Source organism: Shewanella sp. AS16, from assembly GCF_021412365.1.
Classification (GTDB): Bacteria; Pseudomonadota; Gammaproteobacteria; order Enterobacterales; family Shewanellaceae; genus Shewanella; species Shewanella salipaludis.
In genome coordinates this window covers 254,283-270,702 of record NZ_JAKCLK010000001.1, presented here as the reverse complement: position 1 = coordinate 270,702, position 16,420 = coordinate 254,283, and the positions used below count along the sequence as shown (strand labels likewise).

At 56.6% G+C, this 16,420-nt stretch carries 13 protein-coding genes and 3 tRNA genes; 12 read left to right on the top strand and 4 right to left on the bottom strand.

Annotated features, from left to right (window positions below):
- Window positions 1-104: 104 nt before the first annotated feature.
- The 10 genes from ybgC (at window position 105) to LZP73_RS01250 (ending at window position 5,701) form a co-directional block, all read left to right on the top strand.
- Complete coding sequence (gene ybgC / locus LZP73_RS01295) at window positions 105-506, top strand: tol-pal system-associated acyl-CoA thioesterase (RefSeq protein ID WP_234233311.1); 402 nt, start codon at window positions 105-107, stop codon at window positions 504-506.
- Window positions 496-1,185, top strand: a complete 690-nt coding sequence (tolQ, locus tag LZP73_RS01290) for a protein TolQ (RefSeq protein WP_234232693.1) — start codon at window positions 496-498, stop codon at window positions 1,183-1,185. Before ybgC ends, tolQ begins: the two co-directional genes overlap by 11 nt.
- Complete coding sequence (tolR, locus tag LZP73_RS01285; RefSeq protein ID WP_234232692.1) at window positions 1,182-1,622, top strand: protein TolR; 441 nt, start codon at window positions 1,182-1,184, stop codon at window positions 1,620-1,622. Before tolQ ends, tolR begins: the two co-directional genes overlap by 4 nt.
- Window positions 1,623-2,558: a cell envelope integrity protein TolA gene (gene tolA / locus LZP73_RS01280; protein ID WP_234232691.1), complete on the top strand. Its 936-nt coding sequence runs from the start codon at window positions 1,623-1,625 to the stop codon at window positions 2,556-2,558. It begins immediately after the preceding gene.
- A gap of 9 nt (window positions 2,559-2,567) precedes the next feature.
- Window positions 2,568-3,896 (top strand): Tol-Pal system beta propeller repeat protein TolB, encoded by a 1,329-nt coding sequence (tolB, locus tag LZP73_RS01275; RefSeq protein ID WP_234232690.1) that lies wholly within the window; start codon window positions 2,568-2,570, stop codon window positions 3,894-3,896.
- Window positions 3,897-3,916: 20 nt separating this feature from the next.
- Window positions 3,917-4,456, top strand: a complete 540-nt coding sequence (gene pal / locus LZP73_RS01270) for a peptidoglycan-associated lipoprotein Pal (RefSeq protein ID WP_169562977.1) — start codon at window positions 3,917-3,919, stop codon at window positions 4,454-4,456.
- A 24-nt stretch (window positions 4,457-4,480) separates the two neighbouring features.
- Entirely contained in the window at window positions 4,481-5,212 is a 732-nt protein-coding gene (ybgF, locus tag LZP73_RS01265) for a tol-pal system protein YbgF (RefSeq protein ID WP_234232689.1), read from the top strand.
- Window positions 5,213-5,348: 136 nt separating this feature from the next.
- Window positions 5,349-5,438, top strand: a tRNA-Lys gene (locus LZP73_RS01260).
- 51 nt (window positions 5,439-5,489) lie between these two features.
- Window positions 5,490-5,565 (top strand) — tRNA-Lys (locus LZP73_RS01255).
- A gap of 47 nt (window positions 5,566-5,612) precedes the next feature.
- Window positions 5,613-5,701, top strand: a tRNA-Lys gene (locus LZP73_RS01250).
- A gap of 231 nt (window positions 5,702-5,932) precedes the next feature.
- Here the strand turns inward: LZP73_RS01250 and LZP73_RS01245 are convergent.
- The 3 genes from LZP73_RS01245 to acs form a co-directional block, all read right to left on the bottom strand.
- A complete protein-coding gene (locus tag LZP73_RS01245) occupies window positions 5,933-6,199 on the bottom strand; it encodes a GrxA family glutaredoxin (RefSeq protein ID WP_169562975.1) in 267 nt (88 codons plus the stop codon).
- Between the two features lie 58 nt (window positions 6,200-6,257).
- Complete coding sequence (locus LZP73_RS01240; protein WP_234233310.1) at window positions 6,258-8,006, bottom strand: DEAD/DEAH box helicase; 1,749 nt, start codon at window positions 8,004-8,006, stop codon at window positions 6,258-6,260.
- 159 nt (window positions 8,007-8,165) lie between these two features.
- Window positions 8,166-10,118, bottom strand: coding sequence for an acetate--CoA ligase (acs, locus tag LZP73_RS01235; protein WP_234232688.1), 1,953 nt, complete (start codon window positions 10,116-10,118; stop codon window positions 8,166-8,168).
- A gap of 202 nt (window positions 10,119-10,320) precedes the next feature.
- Here acs and LZP73_RS01230 point away from each other — a divergent pair, with 202 nt between their 5' ends.
- A complete protein-coding gene (locus LZP73_RS01230; protein WP_234232687.1) occupies window positions 10,321-13,761 on the top strand; it encodes a hybrid sensor histidine kinase/response regulator in 3,441 nt (1,146 codons plus the stop codon).
- A gap of 89 nt (window positions 13,762-13,850) precedes the next feature.
- Here the strand turns inward: LZP73_RS01230 and bioA are convergent, their stop codons facing one another.
- Window positions 13,851-15,209: an adenosylmethionine--8-amino-7-oxononanoate transaminase gene (gene bioA / locus LZP73_RS01225; protein WP_326490325.1), complete on the bottom strand. Its 1,359-nt coding sequence runs from the start codon at window positions 15,207-15,209 to the stop codon at window positions 13,851-13,853.
- A gap of 111 nt (window positions 15,210-15,320) precedes the next feature.
- Here bioA and bioB point away from each other — a divergent pair, with 111 nt between their 5' ends.
- On the top strand, window positions 15,321-16,388 hold the full coding sequence (gene bioB, locus LZP73_RS01220) for a biotin synthase BioB (protein ID WP_234232686.1): 1,068 nt from the start codon (window positions 15,321-15,323) through the stop codon (window positions 16,386-16,388).
- The last annotated feature ends 32 nt before the right edge of the window (window positions 16,389-16,420 follow it).

Here is a 16,420-nt window from a genome sequence, read left to right as displayed (position 1 = left end):
GAAAGGCGGTGGTTTGTGACTATATCTGGGTGGGATCATTCACAAGTGCTGCTTGTCTAGGTATAGTAAGCCTCTATTCGATCATTCAAATCTGCTGTCCTCTTATTATGTTTCATTGGCCCATAACTGTTTATTACGAAGATACCGACGCGGGTGGCGTGGTATATCACGCCAACTACCTCAAGTTTTTTGAGCGTGCCAGAACCGAATGGCTCAAGGCCATGGGGGTGAGTCAGACGCTGTTGTTGGCCGACGATATCGCCTTCGTTGTCAGCCGCTCCGAGATAGATTTTCGCCGGGCAGCGAAATTTGAACAGAACCTTATCGTCGAGTCTAAGGTCATAGAGTTGAAAAAGGCGTCTTTGGTGTTCCAGCAGCGTCTGATCGATGACTCAGGGATCTGTTATTGCGAGGGCACAGTGTTGGTTGCCTGTGTCGCGCTCTCGCGTATGCGTCCCCGGGCCATTCCCCTCAATATTGTGCAGGAGTTTAACGGTGCAAGCTGAAATTTCGTTTATTGGATTATTTTTACAAGCCAGTCTGTTGGTGAAGTTCGTCATGCTGGCCTTGCTCAGCCTGTCCATCATGTCATGGGCCGTTATTTTACAGCGGCGTAAGTTGCTGACGGGGGCCAGAAGCAAGTCGCAGCGTTTCGAAGACAAGTTTTGGTCCGGCGTCGACCTTAACCGCCTCTACAAGGAATTGTCTGCCCGTCCCGAAGGCAATACCGGGCTCGAGTCCCTGTTTGTCACAGGTTTCAAGGAATACTCGCGCCTGACCAAGCTCAATGGCCGGGTACCGGATGCCGTGATGGATGGCACTTCGCGCGCCATGCGGGTGACTTTGTCGCGGGAAATGGAAAAGCTGGAGACCCATCTGCCGCTGTTGGCGACCATAGGCTCGACCAGCCCCTATATAGGCCTGTTCGGTACCGTATGGGGGATCATGAACTCCTTCATCGCCTTGGGCGCCGTCGAAAATGCCACTCTGGCCATGGTGGCCCCAGGGATCGCCGAGGCGCTGATCGCCACCGCCATGGGCCTGTTTGCCGCCATTCCTGCGGTGATCGGCTATAACCGTTTTTCGACCCAGGTCGACAAGTTGGAAATGGCCTATGCCAACTTCATGGAAGAGTTTTCCAGCATCTTGCATCGCCAGGCATATTCTGAAAGGGATGAAGCATGATGCAAGGATATCAGCGTAAACGTCGCCGTCCCGTTGCGGAAATCAATGTGGTGCCTTATATCGATGTGATGCTGGTGCTGCTGATTATCTTCATGGTGACGGCGCCGATAGTGACCCAGGGGGTCAAGGTCGACCTGCCGCAGGGCCGGGCCGAAAAATTGCCGGCAGACAGCAAGCCGCCTGTGGTGGCCTCTATCGATGCCGAAGGGGATTATTTTCTCAACATGGGCGGCGGCGCCAACAACGAAGTGTTGGATCTGGAAGCCATAGCGACGCGGGTCGCGGCGCTCATTCAGCTCGAACCCGAGCGTCCAGTGGTGGTCAAGGCCGACAGAAGCATAGCCTACGATAAAGTGATCCAGTTGATGGTGACATTACAAGGCGCAGGCGTGCCCTCGGTCGGCCTGATGACAGATTCCCCCAAGGAGAAGAAGTAGGTGGCCGATAACACAAGTTTTACCATCCCACTGACGATTTCTGCCGGCCTGCATCTGGGTGTGATAGTGATCTTGGCCTTGGGTATCGATTTTTCCGAGAAACCTGAGCCCACGCCACAGGCCAGTGCCCCCGCGGTTCAGGCCGTAATAGTAGATCAACAGAAGGTCGCCGAGCAGGTCGAAAGGCTCAAGCAGCAGAAGCTCGCCAGCGAGCGCAAGGAGCGGGAGCGTCAGGCCGAGCTGGAGCGCAAGGCTCAGCAGGCGAGAAAGGCCAGGGAGAGGGAGCAGGAACAGATCAAGCGGCTGGAAACCGAACGTAAGCTCAAGGAAGTCGAGACCCAGAAAGCCAATGCGGCGGCCAAGGCGGCGCAGCTGAAAGAGCAGCAGGAAAAGGAAAAGGCCCAACAAGCCGAGGCGGTACGCAAGCAGAAGGAACAGGAACGCCAGGCGGCCGAAGCGGCGGCGAAGAAGGCGGCCGAGAAACGTAAGGCCGAAGAGGCTGCTGTGGCCAAGGCCGCCGCGGAGCGTAAGCAGAAGGAAGAGGCAGAACGTAAGCGTAAAGCCGAGGCCGAAGCCAGGGCGCAGCAGGAACGTGAGATGGCCGAAGCCTTAGCCGCCGAGCAGGCGACACTGTCGCAGACCCGCAATAGACAAGTGCTGAGCGAAGTCAATAAGTATAAAGCGATGATCATGGCCACGATTCAACGTAACCTGTTGATCGATGAGTCGATGCGGGGCAAGAGTTGCCGGGTGTTCATTCGTTTGGCCCATGATGGGTTCGTGACGGCCAGTCAAACACTCGATGGCGATCCTGTGGTGTGCCGTGCCGCGAAAGCGGCGATCAACAAGGCGGGACGTTTACCTGTATCGAGCGATGCGAATGTGTATAGTCAACTCAAAGAAATCAATTTAACCGTATCACCGGAATTCAATTAAAGGAGTCCCATGAAAATCTTGGCAAGAGGGTTGGCACTGTTGTTAGTGTTGGGTGCCTGGTCGGCACAAGCGGCACTGGACATAGTTATCACCGAAGGGGTGGACGCGGCGCGTCCCATAGCAGTAGTGCCCTTCGTATGGCAGGGAACCGGCCCTGTGCCGCAACAGATCTCAGATGTGGTGATGTCGGATTTGGCCCGCAGCGGCAGCTTCAAGCCCGTGGACGAGCTGGCATTGCCACAGCGTGATGTTGGTGCCGTCAGCAGTTTATCGCCCAAGGCTTGGGCCGGTGTGACCGCCGAGGCCGCTGTGATGGGGGCGATCAAGCCCTATGGCCCGGATCAGTACCTGGTGACCTTCGATCTGGTCGACTTGGTTAAGATGCAACAGCAACTGGCGGCCGGCACCAAAATCCCCAGGGATTTTCTGCTCGACAGCCGGGAAACTGTGCTCAGCGCCGCGCAATTTCGCCAATACGGGCATAGGATCAGCGATATTGTTTACGAGAAACTGACGGGGATCCGTGGTGCCTTCCTGACCCGTATCGCCTATGTGGTGGTCAATCATGGTGACAAATCTCCCTACAAGTTGATGATCGCCGATTACGATGGCTACAACGAGCAGATGCTGCTGCGTTCACCCGAGCCTCTGATGTCTCCGACCTGGTCACCGGACGGCCGGAGCCTGGCCTACGTCAGTTTCGAGAACAGGAAAGCCGAGATTTTCATTCAGGATCTCTACACCCAGGCCAGAGTCAAGGTAAGCAGCTTTCCCGGTATCAACGGTGCGCCGGTATTTTCTCCCGACGGGAAAAAGTTGGCCGTGACCCTGTCCAAGGACGGTCAGCCGGAGATTTATGTGATCGACATAGCCACTAAGGCCATCAAGCGGGTGACCAATCACTACGCCATAGATACAGAGCCGGCCTGGTTCCCCGATGGTAAGTCTTTGTTATTCACGTCTGAGCGGGGTGGTAAACCTCAGTTATATCGCGTACATTTGGACACAGGCAAAGTGTCGCGTATGACATTTGAAGGTGAGTGGAATCTGGGTGGTTCGATAACCCCGGATGGCCGCAGCATCATCATGGTGAACCGTACCAATGGCAAGTTCAACATTGCCCGTATGGATTTGGAAAGCCGTTTCATGCAGGTGCTGACTTCGACCCGTTTGGATGAGTCGCCGAGTGTGGCCCCCAACGGTACCATGGTGATCTATGGTACTACGTATCAAGGCAAGCAGGTATTGGCCGCAGTTTCAATGGATGGTCGCTTCAAGGCAAGATTGCCAGTAGGTCAGGGCGAGGTGAAATCACCATCCTGGTCCCCATTTCTCTAACATTTATTAAGGAATACATAATGGATCTGAACAAGTTGTTAAAAGCTATGTTGGTAGCACTTCCAATTATGGCTATCAGTGCATGTAGCTCAACTTCTGAATCAGAAACAGATGCATCTGGCTCCATGAGTGGTACCTCCGGCACTGAATATGGCACGGGTGGTGTTGAAACCGGCGGTGTGGCGCCTGTGTTGTCACCTGCGGAGCAACAACGTCTGAAGTTACAGGAACTGAGAAGAGAGCACATCATCTACTTTGACTTCGACCGCAGTGAAGTACAAACCGAGTTTGCTGAAATTCTGGAAGCCCATGGCACCTATCTGGTCGAACATCCGAACGTACGGGTGTTGATCGAAGGGCATGCGGATGAGCGTGGCACCCCCGAGTACAACATAGCCCTGGGCGAGCGTCGTGCCAAGTCTGTCGCCAAGTATCTGCAAGGCATGGGCGTGCAACCCAGCCAGATGAGTATCGTCAGCTATGGTGAAGAGAAGCCACTGGACATGTCTCGTACCGATGAAGGTTTTGGTAAAAACCGTCGTGCAGTTTTAGTTTACTAAGATTGAATTTCGGAGAGTAACACAATGAAACATGCCGTTTTAATCGCGGCAATGTTCTTGGGAACGGGCGCTGCCATGGCAGCGCCCGCACCCGTTGAGGATATTGCCACAGGCGCGGATAACGACAGAGTCGCTAAGCTGGAACGCATCATTAAGGCCCGCCAGCAAGCAGACCTGGACATGCAGCGTCGTCTGGACACACTGCAGCAGGAAGTACTGGAGTTGCGGGGGCTGTCAGAGCAGCAGAACTACCAAATCACCCAAATGCAACAACGTCAGCGTCAGTTGTATGATGAGATTGCCAATCTTTCTGCCAAGTCTTCTGCCACATCTGTCACTGTCGATACAGGTAACGGTGCGGCGGCGAGTTCCAGTCTGGGTGAAACCGCCAGTTATGAACATGCGGTCAACCTGGTGCTGAAAGAGCGTCAGTATGATGAGGCTATTCCGGCATTCAGGGCCTTCATCAAGCAGTACCCGGATTCAGGCTATGCGGCCAACGCCAATTATTGGTTAGGGCAGCTGCTTTACAACAAGAGCGAATTTGCCGAAGCCAAGCAAGCCTTCAATACCGTGGTCGAGCGTTTCAGCGACTCCAATAAGCGGGGAGATAGCCTGGTTAAATTGGGTCTGATCGCTGAGAAAACCGGTGATATGGCGGCGGCTAAAAGTTATTACCGCAGAGTCGTCAAAGAGTATGCAAACAGCGCTGCAGCCCGCATTGCACAACAACAATTAGCTGCAATTAAAGGCTAATTAACTAAAAAACAGACGCTTAGTCTGTTTTTCATGCAAACGATAAAAAATCGGGAATTTGCGCTTGCATGAGAAGATGAAAAAGGTATTATAGGCGCCCTCAGAGCGGCATGGCCGTTCGGGGTGCGAAATCAGTGGGTCGTTAGCTCAGTCGCTTCTTGTAAGAACGAGGGCAGTTGGCTTTTAACCAGTCGGTAGATTGGTTGTAATCCGATACGAACCGCCACTTTGCTGAAAGTGAACACTCAGGTGTTGAAATCAGTGAGATATACCAGATGGGTCGTTAGCTCAGTCGGTAGAGCAGTTGGCTTTTAACCAATTGGTCGAAGGTTCGAATCCTTCACGACCCACCACTTTATCTTGCATCAGCTTAGATAAAGACAAATCGCAGTACCTAGATGGTCGTTGGCTCAGTCGCTTCTTGTAAGCGCGAGGGCAGTTGGCTTTTAACCAGTCGGTCGATTGGTTGTAATCCGATACGAACCACCACTCTCTTGTTATTTCCCTCATGTTTCCCTTTTTACCCCAGCTTTCTCGTCACATAGAATCGACCTCTATTTTCGCTAATGCCAGCTTTGGCTAATGTCTGCTTTGCTTCTGTGGCCATGTCGCGTTTATTCCACTTATTCTTCCGTCCTTATTCTCCTGTTCTGAATTGCGCGCCAATGAAAAAGGAGACTCAGGGTCTCCTCTTTACTGTCATCAATCAGCATTGGCTGGTTAGGCGAAAGCCAGCAGCTCATTCTCTCTGACATATTGTTCGAAATCGGTACAACCGCCAACATGTTTCTCATCGATGAAGATCTGCGGCACGGTTTCTACCGGCTTGCCAACTGTCTTCTCCAGATCTGCCTTAGTGATCCCTTCAGCATGGATGTCGACATACTTGAACTTGAAATCATCACGCTGTTCAACCAGTTGCTCAGATAGTTGTACCGCACGTACGCAGTAAGGGCAGCCAGGGCGACCAAAAATAACAACAAACATATTAGCTCCTTTGAAAAGTAACACAGGCTTTATACCATAGGCTCTGCGGAATTCATAATCATAGCGACAGGTTATTGGGTGTACGATAGCGTCCCTGGTAATCGAAAAATGTTTCCAGGAGATCCCAGCCCAGCTTGTGCTTCTTCAGTAACAGCAGATCCGGCTTCTTGAAGCTGGCGGCATCCTGCACTATCGCCTCAGGGGTTTGATAATTGGGTGATTTAATCCCTGGAGTCCGGCTATGGGGCAGCAAAAAGAGCGCATACAAGGCGCGGCGTTGCGCCTGGGTTTGCATCATGAAGCGGCGGACAAAATCGTTACCCTCATCATCCAGGTATTGCACCTTTAACTTGCCTTCTTCGGCGAAGAGCAGCATGTCCTGGCAGCGAAACAGGTGATGATGTTGTTGACCCAGGACTTGCCTGAGGCGGGTGTCCGGATCTATCAGGGTCGAGCTGCAGTGCCGGCAGATACGGGCGGCGATATCGTTCTCTTCGCCGCAATCCGGGCAGGCTTTGGCTCTGAAACGAAAATCGCACTGGTGTCTTTGTCCCCGTTCTTCAATCAGAGCCTGGCAGCGACGGCCGAAATGCTCGACGATATCGCCATCCTCATCCACCAGACCCCAGAAGATATTGGCAAAGTCGCACACAGGGCAGTGAACTTGCACTGGTACCGACTTGCTGTTGGGTTTGCTCTGGCCCACTTCGGGAAAATACAGATCATAGCCGTTGGCGGCGTAGTCAATCACCAGACACTCCGACTTGTTGGCGGCGATGCGCAGGCCCCGGCCTACCATCTGCTGAAACAGGCTGACGGAGGCGGTGGGGCGCAATATGGCGATGAGATCGACGTGGGGAGCATCGAAGCCTGTGGTCAGCACGGCGACATTGACCAGAAACTTGATTTGCCGCTGCTTGAACTGGTCTATGAGCTCATCCCGCTCCTTGTGGGGGGTATCCGCGGTGAGCAGTGCCGCCGACTCGGTTCCCAATAGGGTCATGATCTCCTGGGCATGCCTGACCGTCGCGGCGAAGATGATCACCCCCTGGCGCTGCTTGCCGAGTGCTATCAGCTGTTTGACTATCTCTGTGGTTGCCCGGCCATAATGCCCCAGAAGGCTGTTGACTTCGGCCTCGCGATATTCGCCGTTCTCGCCGGGTTTCAACTGGTTGAAATCATATTGGGCGCTGAGGCCATCGAATAACTTAGGCGGAGTCAGGAAACCTTGTTTTATCAGCGGCCTGAGCGGTAGCTCGAAGATGCAGTGCTCGAACACACTCTTGTCCATGTTGCCCACTCTGCCATGGTAGTGGAAACGATAGATCCACCCCAGGCCCAAGCGATAGGGGGTAGCGGTCAGGCCCAGGAGCCTGAGGCCCGGGTTTTGCTTGCGCAAGTGTTGCAGCAGCAGCTGATATTGGCTGTCTTTATCGCCACCGACCCTATGGCATTCGTCTATGATGACCAGCGAGAAGGGGCTGTCGAACTTCTGTGGCGAGCGCGCCGCCGATTGCACGCTGGCGACGACTGTCTTGCCCTTGGCCGATTTTTGGTTCAGCCCGGCGGAATAAATGCTGGCCTCGTCGGTTAACAAGCCGACTTTATCGGCATTCTGCGCGACCAGCTCTTTCACATGGGTGAGCACCAACACCCGCCCCTTGGCGATCCTGGCCAACTCGGCGATCACCAGGCTCTTGCCGGCGCCGGTCGGCAATACTATGACGGCCGAGTCTTGACTGGCTTTGAAATGCCGCACCGCGGCATCGACGGCGTCTCGTTGATAGTCTCTGAGCTTCACGCTGATGGAGTCGTTGCTGGTAAGAATTGGGTGGCGCTACTCTAGCACAGGCCTGCACTGGTGCAGAATAAAACCTGGCTGTCGAGAGTTGGAATGAAAAAAAGCCCCTCACGGGGAGGGGCCAAGCTTAGGGTGATAAACAAGGTTTAACTGCAGCGCTCCAGGCTATTCGCTGCGATTGAGGCGAGACTCGATCAGCGTATCTATCACTGCGGGATCCGCCAGGGTCGAGGCGTCGCCGAGATTGGTCACTTCGTTGGCGGCTATCTTGCGCAGGAAACGGCGCATTATCTTGCCCGAACGTGTCTTGGGCAGGCCGCTGGCCCACTGAATGAGATCCGGGGTCGCCAAGGCGCCTATTTCCTTGCGTACCCATTGACGCAACTCTTGACGCAGCTCTTCGGTTGGCTCTGTGTCGTGGATCAGGGTGACATAGGCGTAGATGCCTTGACCTTTAATATCATGGGGATAGCCAACGACAGCTGCCTCGGCGACCTTCTCATGGGCGACCAGGGCGCTCTCAACTTCCGCCGTGCCCAGCCTGTGACCCGAGACGTTGATCACATCATCCACCCGTCCCGTGATCCAGTAGTAACCGTCCTCGTCGCGCCGCGCCCCGTCGCCGGTAAAATACATGCCGCGGAAGGTCTTGAAGTAGGTCAACACGAATCTGTCGTGATCGCCATATATGGTGCGCATCTGCCCAGGCCAGGAGTCGAGCAGCACCAGGTTTCCTTCGTTGGCGCCTTCGAGTATGTTGCCCTGATTATCCACCAGTGCCGGCTTCACGCCGAAGAAGGGGAGGGTCGCAGAGCCCGGCTTGGTGTCTGTCGCGCCCGGCAGCGGGGTGATCAATATGCCGCCGGTTTCGGTTTGCCACCAGGTATCCACTATGGGGCAGTGTTCATGACCTATGACCTCGTGATACCAGCGCCAGGCCTCTGGGTTGATAGGCTCGCCGACCGAGCCCATGATGCGCAGCGAACTGCCGTCGTATTCTTCGAAATGCTCCTTGCCTTCGGCCATCAGGGCGCGCACCAGAGTCGGTGCCGTATAGAGTATGTTGACCTTATGCCTGTCGATCATCTCCCCCAAACGGGCCGGACCGGGGTAGTTGGGCACACCTTCGTGCATCAGCACAGTGGCGCCATTGGCAAAGGGGCCGTAGACCATGTAGGAATGGCCGGTGATCCAGCCCACATCTGCGGTGCACCAATAGACTTCGCCTGGCTTGTAATCGAACACATATTCGTGGCTCATGGCGGCATACACCAGATAACCGCCCGTGGTGTGCAACACGCCCTTGGGGTTACCGGTCGAGCCCGAGGTATAGAGCAGGAACAGGGGATCTTCGGCGCCCATCTCTTCCGGCGGACAATGCTCAGAGGCGAGTTCCATCAGGCTATGCCACCAGATATCCCTGCCTTCTACCCAGTAGATGTCGCTGCCGGTGCGTTTCAGCACTATGACTTTTTCGACGCACTGGACATCCGGGTGTTCCAGGGCCAGGTCGACGTTATGCTTGAGCGGAATGCTGCGACCGCCACGAACCCCTTCGTCGGCGGTGATGATCACCCTGGACTGGCCATCGTTGACCCGCGAGGCGATGGAATCGGGCGAGAAGCCGCCGAAGACCACAGAATGTATGGCGCCGATGCGGGCGCAGGCCAACATGGCGATGGCGGTCTCAGGCACCATGGGCATATAAATGGTGACGACATCACCTCGGCATACCCCTTGGCTGCGCAGCACATTGGCGAACCTGCATACCTGGTCATGCAGCTGCCCATAGGTGAGGGTGCGTTGATCCCTGGCGTCGTCGCCTTCCCAGATGATGGCGATTTTATCGCTGCCGTCGGCTAAGTGGCGGTCGAGGCAATTGGCCGAGGCGTTGAGTGTGCCGTCATAGAACCAGTTGATCGACAGGTCTTTGTCATCGAATGAGGTCTGCTTGATCTTGGTGTAGGGCTTGATCCAGTCGATGCGCTTGCCCTGCTCGCGCCAGAATCCATCGGGATTAACGATCGACTCCTGGTACATCTTTTTATATTGTTCGTTATTGATAAGTGCATTGGCAGCGATATCGCCGGGGACTTTATAGAGAGACTGCGTGCTCATAGGGCTTCCCAGTTAAGAAATTGCGTTATATGAGTATGGGGCGCCTGTTGCGGCCACTCCATTAGACCTTGGTCTAGTGTAAAAATATCCTTAGTATTTAACCTGTTGCACCCTATAATCTGGCAGGCTAGGATGCGGCTTTTAACACTTTAGCATCAACCGAGTATGCAGCGGCAATGAATTAACCAGAAAAGAGAATTAGATGAATTTAACCCTGATAGTGGCCATTATCGCCCTCTGTTATGTGTCGCTCTTATTCCTGCTGGCCTGGGGCGCCGAGCGCTGGTTCAGCGGCATCACCAGAAAGCTGCAGGTGTGGATCTATGGCCTGAGCCTGGCTGTCTATTGTTCCTCCTGGAGCTTTCTCGGCACGGTCGGCCAGTCGGCGCAGGATCTCTGGTCATTCCTGCCTATCTTTGTCGGCCCCATTCTGGTGTTCAGCCTGGGATTCGGCATGCTGCGCAAGATGGTGATCGTCTCCAAGGCGCAGAACATCACCTCAGTGGCCGACTTCATCGCCGCCCGTTATGGCAAGTCGCAGCTGCTGGCGGCGCTGGTCACGTTGATCGCCTTGTTTGGCATCATGCCCTACATAGCGCTGCAGCTGAAGGCCATGGTGTTCAGCCTCAACCTGTTTCAGCCCCAGGACGCGCCGCTCGACGGGGTGACAGTGCCGCTGATCATCACGGCGCTGCTGGCGATATTTGCCATTCTCTTCGGCACCCGCAAGCTGGATGCCACCGAACATAACCCAGGGATGATGCTGGCCATCGCCTTCGAGTCTGTGGTCAAGCTGGCGGCCTTTCTGCTGATAGGCTTGGTCATCAGCTTCGGGGTGTTCGATGGCTTCGGTGACATCTGGCAGCAGGCGAGCCGGCAAGCCATGCTCGACCATTCAGGGGTGAAGCTCAGCGCCTTGATGCCTGAGCTGTTGGTGGGCATGGCGGCCTTTCTCTGCATGCCGCGCCAGTTCCATGTGATGGTGGTCGAGTGTGCCGAAGAAGCCATGTTGACCAAGGCGAGGTGGATTTTCCCCTTGTATTTGCTGCTGTTCGGCCTGTTCGTGGCGCCATTGGCGCTGGCCGGCAAACTGCTGCTGGGCAACTCTGTGGCCGCCGATACCTATGTGATCAATCTGCCGCTGGCATTGGATCAACCCCTGTTGGCCGTGGTGGCGCTGCTCGGTACCTTGTCTGCCGCCACTGGCATGGTGTTGGTGGCGGTGGTGACCATAAGCGTGATGGTCAGCAACGAGTGGCTGGTGCCCATGCTGCTGCGTACCGGGCAGATACGGGAGCAGAACTTCAGCCAGTTTTCAGCCTTGCTGCTCAACGCCAGGCGCCTGGCGATCGTCATCATACTCGCCTTGGGCTATGGCAGTTATCTCAGCCTGGTGGACAGCGACTCGCTGTCGCACCTTGGCTTGCTGTCATTCGGCGCCTTTGCCCAGTTGGCGCCGGCATTGATCGGCGGCCTTTACTGGAAGCATGGCAACCGTGCCGGGGTATTTCTCGGCCTGGGCGCCGGCTTCGGGCTCTGGGGCTATATCTTGCTGCAGGGGCTGGATCACAATGCCGGCATGCTGTCCGGGGTGACGCTGCTCGACTCCATTACCCCCAATGTGCGCGATGCGCTGACGGCCCTGTTCGCCAATTTATCCTGTTATGTGCTCGGCTCCGTCTGGTTCAGGGCCGGGGTGGCCGAGCGCATCCAGGCCAGTGCCTTCGTCACCCCTGGCAGGCTGAAGAAGGACACGGACAAGCATAAGAAGCATGGTCCCATCTCCCAGCAAGATCTCCTGCTGTTGGCGAGTCGTTTCGTCAGCCCCAACCGCGCCTATGAGAGCTTCAACCGTTTCTCCCCCGAGGCGGTAAAGCCAGAGAGCGGCCATAGGGCGGCGTCGCCCGAGCTGGTCGCCCACACAGAACATATGTTGGCCGGGGTGCTCGGTGCGTCCAGTGCGGCGCTGGTGATGGACTCGGTATTGCGGGGCCGGGATCTGGCGCTGGATGAAGTCTTCAGCCTGGTGGACGAGGCCTCGTCCAAGATCATGCTCAGCCAGGACATGCTGCGCGGCGCCATAGAACACGCCTACGAAGGCATGAGCGTGATAGACAAAGATCTGAACCTGGTCGCCTGGAACTACAAATACGTCGAACTGTATCAATATCCTGAGCATTTCCTGCAGCAGGGCATGCCCATCAGCGAGGTGATACGTTTCAATGCCGCCCGTGGCTATTGCGGTGAGGGTGAGATAGAGGAGCAGGTGGCGACTCGGGTGCAACACATGCGCAACGGCACCCCCCATACCTCGGAGCGCCATCGCCGGGATGGCAAGGTGATCAAGATCCAGGGCAATCCCATGCCGGATGGCGGCTTCGTGATGACCTTCACAGATATCACCCAGTATCGGCAACAGGAAAAAGCCCTGCTGGAGGCCAACGAGACCCTGGAGAGCCGGGTCAGGGAACGCACCTATGAGCTGGCGCTGCTCAACAGCCGGCTGCTGGAGGCCAAGACCCAGGAGGAAATGGCCAACGCCTCCAAGAGCCGCTTCCTCGCCGCCGTGGGCCATGATCTGATGCAGCCGCTGAATGCGGCGCGACTCTTCACCGCGTCCCTGTCCCAATACGCCAACCTGGATCTGGAGGCCAGAACCACGCTGTCCCATGTCAACAGCTCATTGAAGATTGCCGGCGAGCTGCTGACCGACTTGCTGGATATCTCCAAGCTGGACTCGGGCATGGTGCAGGTCAACCGGCGGGATTTCGCCATCGCCGAGCTGCTCAACGGCCTGGCGGTGGAATTCGAGGCCATGGCCAAGGACAATCACATCGACTTTTGCATGATGGGCTCCGGCATGACGGTCAACTCGGATCCCTCCTTGCTAAGACGGGTACTGCAGAACTTCCTGACCAATGCCTATCGTTATGCCAGGGGCAGCAGGGTGTTGATGGGGTGTCGGCGCCGTGGCAGCGAGCTGGAAATTCAGGTACTGGACACGGGCTGCGGTATCGATGCCGGGGAAGTGCATGAAATCTTCAAGGAATTCAAACGGCTGAATAACCCCAAGAGCAACAGCGTCAGTGGCTTGGGGCTGGGGCTGGCGATTGCGGACAGGATCAGCAAGGTGCTGGAGCATAGCATAGGGGTGTCGTCCATCCTGGGGAAGGGGTCGGTATTCTGGATCCGGGTGCCGCTGCTGAGCGTGCCCATGGGGCAGGGCGTCAGCCAGGCTCAACCCAAGGCAGTGTCTTCCCTGTTGCAACCTCTGGCCGGGGTGAAGGTGCTCTGCATAGACAACGAGGAGACGATCCTCGCCGGGCTGGAGAGCCTGCTCAGCCGCTGGCAGTGTGAGGTGGTCTGTGCCAAAGATCTGGCCGATGCGCGCATCAAGCTGGGGCTCAAGGGGCTGGCGCCGGACATAGTGCTGGCGGATTATCATCTGGACGAAGATCAGAACGGCGTCGACGCCATGGACGGCATACGTGGCCTCTATGGCCAGCATCTGCCCGGTATTCTCATCACGGCCAATACCCGCAAGGAGCTCATCGAAGACGTGGAACGCCGCGGCTATCATTACATGGCCAAGATGATCAAGCCGGCGGCGCTGCGGGCACTGATCTCCAGCCTGGTGAAATAGCGCTGCCATTAGCTGGCGCAACTGTCTGGTAAAACAGCGTATTAGCCACTGAAAAGCACCAGCCATGGCTGGTGCTTTTTGCTTGGCGGCTAGCCGTGGCTGATAAACCCGGCGCCTTGCTCAGTGCTTTGCTCAGCGCCTTGCCCGGCGTTGGCCGTCAGCGCCTGGGCGACATGCTTCATTGCCGCAGTCAGTCGGCTCAGCTGCGCCTCCTCTATGACATAGGGCGGCATGATATAGATGAGGTTGGCGAAGGGGCGGATCCACACGCCGAGATCGACGAATTGCTGCTGCAATCGGGCGGTGTTTACCGCTTGGTGCATCTCCAGCACCCCCATGGCGCCCAGCACCCGCACTTGCTTCACTGCCGGATAGTCGGCGGCCTCGGCCAGCTCGGCCTTGAGCTGGGCCTCGATCCGGCTCACCTGCGCCTGCCATCGATTCGTGTTGATCAGCTCCAGGCTGGCGCAGGCGGCGGCGCAGGCCAGAGGATTGCCCATGAAGGTCGGGCCATGCATGAAGACCCCGGCGGGGGAGTCGCTTATGCCGGCCGCCACTTCGTCGCTGCACAGGGTCGCGGCCAGGCTGATATAACCGCCGGTCAGGGCCTTGCCAAGGCAGAGGAGATCCGGGGCTATGCCCGCGTGTTCATAGGCGAACAGCTTGCCGGTGCGGCCGAAGCCAGTGGCTATTTCATCCAGGACCAGGAGGATGTCGAATTCATCACACAGGGCCCGCAACTCGACCAGATACTCGGGCGCATAGCAGCGCATGCCGCCGGCACCCTGCAACACAGGTTCGAGGATCACCGCCGCTATGCTGTGATGCTGCCCGGCCATCAGGGCCCGCATGGCATGGAGATCATCGCTGCGCAGCGGCTCGCCGAACTGGGTCTGGGGCGCGGGGGCGAATAGCTGTTGGGTGACGGCCTGGCCGAACATGCCATGCATGCCGCCTTCGGGATCGCAGACACTCATGGCGGCGAAGGTATCGCCGTGGTAGCCATGTTTGACCGTCAGAATGCGCTGCTTTGCGGGTTGGCCGCGGCCCTGCCAGTATTGCAGCGCCATCTTGAGTGCCACTTCGACGGCGATCGAGCCAGAATCGCACAGGAATACCTTGGTGAGCGGCTCGCAGGTCATGGCGATGAGTTTCTTCGACAGTTCCACCGCCGGCTGGTGGGTGATGCCACCAAACATCACATGACTGAGGCGGGAAAGCTGGGCTTGCATGGCCGCCAGTATCTGCTCCTGGCCATAGCCGTGGACGCAGGCCCACCAGGAACTGGTGCCGTCAATCAGGGTGCGGCCATCCTCGAGCGTGAGCTCACACCCCTTGGCCGAACTCACGCCGAACACCGGCAGGGCCTGGGTCATGGAGGTATAGGGATGCCAGATATGCTGCCGATCGAAGTCGAAATCTATCTTGTCTTGGGGATGCTTGCTCACATTTCCGCCTAATTTTTAATCATTAGTAAAGGTGAAACACTGGTTGGCGTTGACAGTTTAAGGCCTCAAGGTATGCTAGCCAAGATAAAACAGAAAATTAAGGTAAACACCATGTCGTCATTGCAGGTTCGCCACGATTGGAAACGCGCTGAAATAGAAGCGTTATTTGCGTTGCCAATGAATGATCTTCTCTTTAAGGCACACAGCATCCACCGTGAGGTGTACGATCCCAACGAGGTGCAGATCAGCCGTTTGCTGTCGATCAAGACGGGTGCCTGTCCCGAGGATTGCAAGTATTGCCCCCAGAGCGCCAGATACGATACCGGCCTGGAAAAAGAACGTCTGCTGGCGATGGAAACCGTGTTGACCGAGGCCCGCAGCGCCAAGGCCGCCGGGGCGTCACGCTTCTGCATGGGCGCCGCCTGGCGTAACCCGAAAGAAAGAGACATGCCTTATCTCAAGCAGATGGTGCAGGAAGTCAAGGCGTTGGGCATGGAAACCTGCATGACCCTGGGCATGCTGTCACCCGAGCAGGCCAACGAGCTGGCCGGTGCCGGCCTGGACTATTACAACCACAACCTGGATACCTCGCCGGAATACTATGGCGATGTGATCACCACTCGTACCTATCAGAACCGCCTGGATACCCTGAGCAATGTGCGTGCCTCCGGCATGAAAGTCTGCTCCGGTGGCATAGTCGGCATGGGCGAGCAGGCCACCGACAGGGCGGGCTTGTTGCAACAGCTGGCCAACCTGCCACAACACCCGGACTCTGTGCCGATCAACATGCTGGTGAAGGTGGCTGGTACCCCGTTCGAGAAGCTCGACGATCTGGATCCATTGGAATTCGTCCGTACCATAGCCGTGGCCCGCATCCTGATGCCCAAGTCGCGGGTGCGCCTGTCGGCGGGGCGTGAAAGCATGAGCGATGAGCTGCAGGCCATGTGTTTCTTCGCCGGTGCCAACTCGATTTTCTACGGCTGCAAGTTGCTGACCACCCCCAACCCGGAAGAAAACGACGACATGAGCCTGTTCCGTCGCTTGGGCCTGCGTCCCGAGCAAGCCAGGAACAGCAATCCGGCGCTGGACAGCCTGGAAGCCGAAGAGGCGCTGCTGGCCAAGGCCGCCGCGCATCAGGACAAGGCCGAGGCGCAATTCTACGACGCCGCGGCGCTGTGATCTGCGTCCTATGTACGTCGCGATAGCCTGTT

Bases quoted from the DNA above. Each gene is read 5' to 3' on its own strand.
- tolR (WP_234232692.1), top strand. From the start codon at position 1,182: ATGATGCAAGGATATCAGCGTAAACGTCGCCGTCCCGTTGCGGAAATC.
- tolB (WP_234232690.1), top strand. From the start codon at position 2,568: ATGAAAATCTTGGCAAGAGGGTTGGCACTGTTGTTAGTGTTGGGTGCC.
- pal (WP_169562977.1), top strand. From the start codon at position 3,917: ATGGATCTGAACAAGTTGTTAAAAGCTATGTTGGTAGCACTTCCAATT.
- ybgF (WP_234232689.1), top strand. From the start codon at position 4,481: ATGAAACATGCCGTTTTAATCGCGGCAATGTTCTTGGGAACGGGCGCT.
- LZP73_RS01245 (WP_169562975.1), bottom strand. From the start codon at position 6,199: ATGTTTGTTGTTATTTTTGGTCGCCCTGGCTGCCCTTACTGCGTACGT.
- acs (WP_234232688.1), bottom strand. From the start codon at position 10,118: ATGAGCACGCAGTCTCTCTATAAAGTCCCCGGCGATATCGCTGCCAAT.
- LZP73_RS01230 (WP_234232687.1), top strand. From the start codon at position 10,321: ATGAATTTAACCCTGATAGTGGCCATTATCGCCCTCTGTTATGTGTCG.
- bioB (WP_234232686.1), top strand. From the start codon at position 15,321: ATGTCGTCATTGCAGGTTCGCCACGATTGGAAACGCGCTGAAATAGAA.